This window comes from Microbacterium sp. (genome assembly GCF_047606385.1).
In the GTDB taxonomy this organism is placed as follows: domain Bacteria; phylum Actinomycetota; class Actinomycetes; order Actinomycetales; family Microbacteriaceae; genus Microbacterium.
The window spans coordinates 1-9,051 of sequence record NZ_JASGEL010000049.1; the positions used below are offsets into that span (position 1 = coordinate 1).

The following is a 9,051-nucleotide window of genomic DNA, read 5'->3' on the forward strand; positions in this document are numbered from 1 at the left end:
CCCACGCCGCCGGTCAGCTCGCCCTGCTCGCGGCGGCGGGGGTGCCGGGCGCGGCCCCGGAGCAGTGGTACGGCGTCGCGGGACCCAGCGCGACGGGTCCCGCGCACGACCCCGAGGCGGCGCCCGTGCGCGTCTCGCCTTCGAAGCTGCACCAGATCGCGCAGTGCGAGCTCGACTGGGTGATCGGCGAGCTCGGCGGCGACGCCGGCACCGTCGCGGCGGGCCTGGGCACGCTCGTGCACGCGGCGCTCGAGACCGGCGTCGTCGACGAGCAGGCACTCTGGCAGGTCGTCGAGGACCGCTGGGGCGAGCTCGAGTTCGACGCGCCGTGGCGCGCCCTGGCGGAACGGCGTCGGGCGCGGGCGATGATCGCGCAGCTGCACGGCTACCTGCGCCGCAGCGCGGCCGAGGGCACCGTGCTCCGCGAGGCCGAGCCGCACTTCGAGGTCCCGGTGCCGCTGGCCGCCGGCAGCGCGATCCTCAGCGGCTACATCGACCGCGTCGAGCAGACGCCGTCCGGCGAGATCGTCATCGTCGATCTGAAGACCGGACGGTACGAGCCGACGACGGATGCCGGCGTCGTGGAGCATCCGCAGCTCGCGGCATACCAGGTGGCTCACCTCGCCGGTGCGCTGCCGGAGACCGCGGGCCTTCCCGGCGGGGGGGCGAAGCTGGTGGTGCTGCGGCCCGGGAGGACCGCGCACGCCGAGCCGCGACAGCAGCCGTTCACGCCGGTTCAGGTCGAGGGGTTCCTCGACCGGGTACGGGACGCCGCGACCGTCATGGCCGGGACCAGCTTCCTCGCCCCGGTGGAGGCGCACTGCCGGGACGAGCACACGCACGGGCTGTGCCGCATCCACACCGTCGGGGCGGTGAGCGCGTCGTGATCGTGTCCGCCGCGGCGCTCGCGGCCGCGCTCGGCCAGTTCCCGCCGACCCCCGAGCAGGCCGCCGTCATCGAGGCGCCGCTCGCGCCCGCCCTCGTGGTCGCCGGCGCCGGCAGCGGCAAGACCGAGACGATGGCCGGCCGCGTCGTCTGGCTGGTCGCCAACGGCCTGGCGCGTCGGGAGGAGATCCTCGGGCTCACCTTCACGCGGAAGGCCGCGGGCGAGCTGGCCGAGCGCATCGCCCGACGCCTCGCCCGCCTGGCCGACTTCGAACGCGCGGGCCTCGTGGCCGATCTGGACGCGCTGCACGCCCGCGGGGCGCTCGTCGTGTTCGGGCAGGCCGAGCGCGCCGGCGACGAGACCGCCCGCCGCCGGGCGCTCGAGGCGCTGGGGCGGCCGATGCCGGCGGCGACGGCCGACGATCTGCTCGAGCGGCCCGTCGTGTCGACGTACAACGCGTTCGCCGACGGCATCCTGCGCGAGAACACGGTGCGGCTCGGCCGCGACCCGGAGGCGCAGGTGCTCAGCGAGTCCGCGGCCTGGCTGCTGATGCGCCGCGTCGTGCTCGACTCCGACGACGCGCGGCTGGAGCTGCGCACCGAGTCGGTGCGCCAGCTCGTGGACGCGGCCCTGCGCATCGCCCGAGACAGCGCCGACAACCTCGCCGACCTCGACGCGGTCGACCGGTTCAGCGCTCGGTTCGCCGCGGTGCGGGAGCTGCCGTCCACGAACAAGCGGTTCCCCGTGCTCGGCGCGGTGGCAGGCGCCGCCGACCGCGTGGCGGCGCTGCCGCTGCTGACCGCGTTCGCGCGGGAGTACGACCGGCGCAAGCGCCGAGCCGGCCTCGTCGACTTCTCCGACCAGGTCGCGGGGGCTCTCGCCGCGGTCCGGTCCGACCCGGTCGTGGCAGGCGGTCTGCGCGACCGTCACCGCGTCGTGCTGCTGGACGAGTACCAGGACACCTCCGTCGTGCAGACCGACCTGCTGGCCGGGGTGTTCGCCGGCATGCCCGTGATGGCGGTCGGCGACCCCCACCAGTCCATCTACGGCTGGCGCGGCGCGAGCGCCGGCAATCTCGGCGGGTTCGACGCGGCCTTCGCGCCCGGCGGCGGCTCGTCGCGGTTCTCGCTCATGGTCAGCTGGCGCAACGCGCGCGACGTCCTGACCGCCGCGGGCGCCGTGCGCTCACCGCTGGCCGCCACCTCGCCGGTGCCGGTAGGAGAGCTCGCCGCGCGCCCGGACGCACCGGCCGGCACGGTCGAGATCGCCGTGGCGCGCGACGTGGACGCCGAGGCCGCCCGCGTCGCCGAATGGTTCCGCGCCGTGCGGGCCGCTCGCGCGCCCGCCGCGACCACCGGCGCCGTGCTGCTGCGCAGCAAACGGCACATGGAGCGCTTCGCCGAGGCGCTCGGCCGCGCCGGCGTGCCGCATCGTGTGCTGGGGCTGGGTGGGCTGCTGACCACGCCGGAGGTCGTCGACGTGGTCAGCGCGCTGCGGGTGATCGCCGACCCGGGCGCCGGCTCCGCGCTGATCCGGCTGCTGGCGGGGCCCCGCTGGGAGATCGGGCTGCCCGACCTGAGCGCGCTCCGGTGGCTGGCCCGGGCGCTCACCGGCGGCTCGGGCACCGAGCCGGCGTCCCTGATCGACGCGCTGGACGCGCTCACCCGCTCCGCGGACGGCCGGATCGCGGCTGCCGGCTTCAGCGCGGAAGGCCTCGCCCGGCTGCGCGAGGCGGCCGGGGTGTTCGCGGGCCTGCGGCGCGCGGTCGGCGTGCCGATCCCCGAGCTGGTGCGCCTCGCAGCGGCCGAGCTGCGCCTGGACGTCGAGCTCGCCGCGAACGAGACCCGCGGGCCGTCACGGGTCGCCGCGGCCCAGCTGCGGGCCTTCGTCGACGAGGTCGCGGGATTCCTCGCCGCCGACGAACGCGGCACCCTGCCGAGCCTGCTGGCCTGGCTCGACCACGCGGAGGAGATCGACGAGTTCGCGCCCCGGACCGAGTCGCCCGAGCCGGACGTCGTGCAGCTGCTGACGATCCACGGCTCGAAAGGCCTGGAATGGGATGCCGTCGCCGTCGTCCGGCTCGTGGCGGACGAGCTGCCGGCGGCGACCCGCGACGCGAAAGGATGGCTGTCGTTCGGTGTGCTGCCCACGCCGTTCCGCGGCGACGCGGCATGGCTGCCCGCCCTCGACCACGCGGCGGCGACCACCCAGCAGGAGATGCGCGACGCCATCGACGCCTACAAGGAGCGCAACCGCGACCGTGCGCAGGAGGAGGAGCGCCGGCTCGCCTACGTCGCGATCACGCGGGCGCGCGAACGGCTGCTGCTGACGGCGTCCGCGTGGGCCGGCGGTCGCACGCCGCGCGACGTGAGCCCGTACCTCGTCGAGACGGCCGACGCCCTCGGCATCCCGCTGCCCGTCCTCGACCCGGGCGAGAACCCCTTCGACGGGCGCGGACGGATGCTGTCCTGGCCGCTCGACCCGCTCGGCGCCCGGCGCCGCGTCGTCGAGACAGCGGTCGCGACCGTGCGCGCAGCGCAGACGGGGCCCGCCGCGGTCCCCGACCCCGACCTGGCGCTGCTGCTGGCCGAGCGGGCGGCCGGGGTGCCCGCGGCGTCGGCGCCCGCACGCATCCCGGCGTCCCGTTACAAGGAGTTCCTCGCCGACTACGACGGCGCCGTCGCCCGGCTCGCGCGGCCGATGCCGGAGCGACCGTACCGGCAGACGCGCGTGGGCACGCTGTTCCATGCCTGGGTCGAGCGGCGCTCAGGCCTGGCGGGCACCGCCCGGTCGGCGGATGACACGCTCTGGGAGGCCGAGTCCGACGCGGAGCCGGTCGAGCTGGAACGGCTGCGGGCGAACTTCGAGGCGTCGGAGTGGGCGCCGCTCGCGCCGCTCGAGGTCGAGACCGAGATCGACTTCCGGCACACCGGCCTGGACGGACGTGAGCACCTGGTCATCTGCAAGCTGGACGCCGTGTACGCACGCGCAGACCGCATCGAGATCGTCGACTGGAAGACCGGGCGCAGCCCGCGTACGGCGGCCGAGCGCGAGGAGCGGCTGGTGCAGCTGGAGCTCTACCGGCAGGCCTACCATGCGCGCCACGGCATCCCCGCCGACCGGATCGACGTCGCGCTGTTCTACGTCGCCGACGGCACGGTCATCCGGGCGTGAGGCCGCCGTCGGTCCAGCGTCGCAGGGCGCTGCGGGAGGCGCGGTGGGCCTCGTCGACGTCCTCCGCCTCGCCGATCGGCGACGACGGGTCGGATCCGGTGTAGGACGCCCAGCCGCCCAGGTCCACCGGGACCGTGGCGCCCGGCTCCGCGGACTGCTCGTCCGCGAGGTATGCGGCGAGCGCGGCCGGATCGTAGGTGTCGGTCCGCATCGAGGTGTCCACCGGGTCGCCGAGCGCGACCGGCACCCGGTCCAGCAGCTCCACCGCCGCGGCGACGTGCGAGTCGTCGGGGGGCAGCAGGTCGGTGCCGCGCGTGTCGTCCGCGAGCGTGGCCAGCAACGTCGTGGCGTCGGCGATCACGGCCTCGTCGCCCTCGTCGACGCCGTGCACGAGCCACGCCGCGAACTCGAGCTCGGCGTGCAGGCGTGCGCGGTCCAGCAGGAGCGGGTCGACCGCACGCGCCGTCTGCGCGGCATACCCGTCGAGCACCGCCCCCGCGGCGCCTGGCGCCGAGACGAGCCAGGAGAGGTCCGTGGCCGGGTCTCCCACGGCCAGCCCCTCCCAGCCGAGGACCCCGGTCAGCTGCGGGCCCTCCTCATCGTCCGTGAACAGGAAGCGGTCGGCATCGGAGCCGCCGAGCACGACGGTCGTCTCGAACCGCCACAGCGCGGTGTCGTCGAGGGCCGCACGCCAGCGGGCGATGAGCCCGGCGGGGACGCGGTCGGTCGCGCCGGCACGCTCGACCAGCCGGACCAGGCGCCCGCGGACCCGTTCCGGCGTGTCCAGCGGCAACCCGGCCTCACGGGCCAGCGCGACCGGCAGATCGTGCACCGCAGCCAACGCCCGGCCGATCGCGGCGGCCGCCGGTCCCGGCGGAAGGTCGGCGGTGCGCACCCGGTAGCCGTCGAGGAAGTCGACCACTCCCGCGGTCGCGTCGCGCAGCGTGCTGGACCCGTGCACCCGCGGCACGGCGAACGGGAGGACCGAGCGGATGCCGTCCGTCAGCGAGCCGAGGATGCGCAGCTCGGTCCGCAGCGCGCGGTCGGCCTCCGCGTCGGTGGCGGCGCGCACCACGAGCCGCGTGCCATCGGCGAGGTCGACGAGCGCCGAGTCGTAATGGCCGTCGCCCTCGCCGCCGAACGCTCGGGTGCGGACGACGGTCGCGTCGGGCACGGCCGCTGTCGCCGCCGCGGCTAGAGTGAGTGGCGAGCGTGGCATGCCCCCAGGGTAGGCGGGACAGGGTCGCGCTCAGCCTGCGCCACGCCCGTCGAGGAGGTTTCGGTGACTGCTGCGGCATGCCCGGACACACCGCCGGCTGCGCCGGACCGCGCGGCCCACCGGCGCCTGGAACCCGATCTCGTCGACGCCCTTCGCGCGGATCCGGGCACCCGCGTGCTGCAGGTTTGCGGCGACGCCGTCCCGGTGGACGCCGCCGGTGCGCTGCGCTGGGCGACGCCGGCGGCGTCCGCGGACGCGACGGCCTGGGCGTTCCTCGGCGTCGACCGCGCCGGCACCGCCCTTCTCGCGGCGGCGGCGTCCCCCCCGGCCCCGGCGGGATGGCGGTCCCTGCGCGAGTGCGCCGCCGCGCTGACGCCCGAGGACCTGGACCGCGCGCTCACGGCGGTCAGCCTCGGCCGGTGGCTGCGCGACGCGCCGTTCTGCGCCGCGTGCGGCGCGGAGACGCTCGTCGCGCAGGCCGGCTGGTCTCGGCACTGCCCCTCGTGCGGCCGCACGCACTTCCCGCGCACCGACCCCGCCGTGATCGTCGCCATCACCGACGCCGCCGGCGACCGCATCCTGCTGGGATCGAACGCCGCATGGCCGGCCGGGCGGTACTCCTGCTTCGCGGGGTTCGCCGAGGCCGGCGAATCGCTGGAGGACGCCGTGCGCCGCGAGGTGTTCGAGGAGGCAGGGGTCGTCGTGCGGGACCCGGTGTACCAGGGCTCGCAGCCGTGGCCCTACCCGCGCTCCCTCATGCTGGGCTTCCGTGCGGTCACCGACGCCGAGACGGCGCGGGCGGACGGCGAGGAGATCGCCGAGGTGCGCTGGTTCACCCGCGCCGAGATCGCGGCGGCGCAGGCCGGCGAGGGCGACGTCACCCTGCCGGGATCGGCCTCGATCGCGTTCCGCATGATCCGCGACTGGCTCGCGGAGACGCCGTGACCGACGACGTCCTCGACGATCTCGACGACGCGCAGCGCGAGGCGGCCACCGTGCTGCGCGGCCCGCTGCGTGTGCTCGCCGGCGCCGGCACCGGCAAGACGCGGGTCATCACGCGTCGCATCGCCCACGGCGTGGCCACGGGCGCCTTCTCCCCGGAGCGGGTGATGGCGGTCACGTTCACCGCGAAGGCGGCCGGCGAGATGCGCGGCCGGCTGCGGGCGCTGGGCGTCGAGCGCGTCGCCGCCCGCACCTTCCACGCGGCCGCGCTCGCCCAGCTGGGCCACTTCTGGCCGATCGTGGCCGGCGTCCCCGCCCCCACCATCGTGGACGGCAAGGTGCGCCTGCTGGCGCAGGCCGCGAGCTCGCTGGGGCTGAACCCGGATGCCGCGACGCTGCGCGATGTCGCCGGCGGCATCGAATGGCGCAAGGTGACGCTGCGCAGCATCGACGACTATGCGCGGGAGCGCCCGGATCCGGTCGGCCGATTGGATCTGGGCGCCGTCGTGGACCTGCAGCGGGCGTACGAGCAGGTGAAGGACCAACGCCACCAGATCGACTTCGAGGACGTGCTGCTGGCCTGCGCGGGCATGATCGAGGCCGAGCCGCGGGTGGCGCAGGCGGTGCGGGAGCAGTACCGGCACTTCACCGTCGACGAGTTCCAGGACGTGTCCCCGGTGCAGTACCGGCTGCTCGAGCTGTGGCTGGGGGACCGGCGGGACGTGTGCGTGGTCGGCGACGCCAATCAGACCGTCTACACGTTCGCCGGTGCCGACGCGTCGTTCCTGCTGCGGTTCGAGTCGCGCTTCCCGGAGGCGCGGACCGTGCGCCTCGAACGCAACCATCGCAGCGCCCAGCCGGTGCTGCGGGTCGCGAACGCGCTCATGCGCGGACGGCCGGGCGCGCTCGAGCTCACCGGCCGGGCGAGCCCCGACGACCCGGTGCCGACGCTCGTGCGCTACGACGACGACGCGCACGAGGCGGCGGGCGTCGCGCGCGCGGTACGGGCGCAGCTGGACTCCGGCGCGGACCCGAGCCGCGTCGCCGTGCTGTACCGCGCCCACGCGCAGTCCGCCGAGCTCGGCACCGCGTTCGCGCTCGCGGGCATCCCGGTGACCGTTCTCGGCGGGGTCCGGTTCTTCGACCTGCCCGAGGTGCGCCAGGCCGTCGTCGCCCTGCGCGGCGCGTCGGTCGCCCCGCAGGAGCGCGGCTTCCGCGACAGCGTACGGGACGTGCTCCGCTCCCTCGGCCTGACCGACGAGCCGCCGCCGGCGGGCGGCGCGCTGCGCGAGGCATGGGAGGCGCGCCGGGCGCTGCTGAGCCTCGCGGACGAGCAGCCGGAGGGGACCACGCTGCGCGTGTTCACCGATCGGCTGATGGCGCGGGCGAGGGACCAGCACGAACCCGCCCGCGCGACCGTCACGTTCGCGACGCTGCATGCGGCGAAGGGCCTCGAGTGGGATCACGTGCACCTGGTCGGGCTGGCCGAGGGACTGCTGCCGATCGCCTACGCCCGCTCCTTCGAGGAGATCGACGAGGAGCGGCGACTGGCGTACGTCGGCATCACGCGCGCCGCGCGTACGCTGTCGCTGTCGTGGGCGTCGGGGCTGGGACGCTCGCCGCGGCAGCAGTCCCGTTTCCTGCAGGAGATCGGCATCCGCACTCTGGATGAACGTCCGGCACGCGCCAGGACCGCCGGGCGGACCCCCGCTGGAGCGTCACGATCCGGTCCGTCGGCGCGTCCTCGCAGCTGACCTGCTGAGCCGCGATGACAGCCGCCTCGCCCACGAGCAGCGGGTCCAACGGCGGACAGGGAGCGGTCAGCAACTGGGCGGCGACGAGGGGCCACGCGGCGTCCCGGTCGCGGCGATGCGCGGCCAGGCACCGCAGGCACGGGCCGGTGCCCGGCACGATCAGCGGTCCGACCTCGGCCCGGTCCGGACGCAGCAGCACGGGCAGATGCACGACGTCGTCGCGCAGCAGCCGCGACGAGACCGCCGGATCGACCTCGTAGTGGGCCACGACGACCGCGATCGCGCCGGGCGTGCAGACATCCTCGACATGCCGGTGCACGCCGAGCCGGGCACGCACCTCTGCGGCGACCTCCGGCCGGGTGCCCGGGGCGACCAGCAGCGTCACGGTCCCCCGTGTCGGCTCCGGGCGCGTCAGCACGGGCGCCAGCCGCGAGACGAAGGAGCGAACCGTGCGCGACGCGACGCCGGTCCCGGCCGGGAACCGCTCCAGTTCCTCGTCGGTCATGCCGCGTGCGAGCCGCGCCACCAGCGCGAGCTGCCAGGGGCGCGGGTCGCGCACGACGAGCCGCGGCGAGGTGCCGAACTGCAGCTGCGACTCGGTGCGCCACACCGGCGGGAACGCGGGGTCCAGGCACGGCATGCACCGATTGTGTGCCGCACCGCCGGGCGGGCGCCGCAGCCGTCCACAGCCGCACGCGGCGCGTGCGGACCCGCTGCGCTGGGGAGGAACGGTCAGACGGGAGCGGGCCCGCCGGCCTCCGGCGCGTCACCGTCGGGCCCCGGCTGGTCGCCGGCCTCCTCGGCGAGCAGCCGGGCGAGCGCCTCGTCCATCTCGTCGGGCGCGGGCGCCTCGCCCTGCGCGCGCGCCCGCAGCCGCGCGATGAGCCCGGCCGGGTCGTCGATGTCCGTGGCCGTGGGCATCAGGTCGGGGTAGTCCCAGAGGGCGTCACGGGCGGGGATGCCGACGGCGTCGGTGACGGCGCGCCACATCGCGGCGGCCTCCCGCAGCCGGCGCGGCCGCAGCTCCAGCCCGACGAGGGAGGCGAGCGCCTTCTCGGCGGGGCCGCCGACGGCGC

The 9,051-nt window shown here is 76.0% G+C and carries 6 protein-coding genes; 4 read left to right on the forward strand and 2 right to left on the reverse strand.

Annotation, left to right across the window (positions count from 1 at the left end):
• The coding region (locus QM626_RS05415) for a PD-(D/E)XK nuclease family protein (protein WP_415074769.1) at positions 1–887 on the forward strand (887 nt) is incomplete at its 5' end.
• Complete coding sequence (locus QM626_RS05420) at positions 884–4,060, forward strand: ATP-dependent DNA helicase (protein WP_415074771.1); 3,177 nt, start codon at positions 884–886, stop codon at positions 4,058–4,060. The genes QM626_RS05415 and QM626_RS05420, both read left to right, overlap by 4 nt.
• Here the strand turns inward: QM626_RS05420 and QM626_RS05425 are convergent.
• Entirely contained in the window at positions 4,047–5,279 is a 1,233-nt protein-coding gene (locus tag QM626_RS05425; RefSeq protein WP_415074773.1) for a phosphotransferase, read from the reverse strand. The two genes, QM626_RS05420 and QM626_RS05425, sit on opposite strands and share 14 nt — an antisense overlap.
• Positions 5,280–5,342: 63 nt before the next feature.
• Between QM626_RS05425 and nudC the strand changes: the two genes are divergently transcribed.
• Positions 5,343–6,224, forward strand: coding sequence for an NAD(+) diphosphatase (nudC, locus tag QM626_RS05430; protein WP_415074775.1), 882 nt, complete (start codon positions 5,343–5,345; stop codon positions 6,222–6,224).
• Complete coding sequence (locus tag QM626_RS05435) at positions 6,221–7,975, forward strand: ATP-dependent helicase (RefSeq protein ID WP_415074777.1); 1,755 nt, start codon at positions 6,221–6,223, stop codon at positions 7,973–7,975. The genes nudC and QM626_RS05435 overlap by 4 nt, the downstream gene beginning before the upstream one ends.
• A gap of 732 nt (positions 7,976–8,707) precedes the next feature.
• Here the strand turns inward: QM626_RS05435 and QM626_RS05440 are convergent.
• Positions 8,708–9,051: zinc-dependent metalloprotease (locus QM626_RS05440; protein ID WP_415074779.1), on the reverse strand; the 344-nt coding region annotated here is incomplete at its 5' end.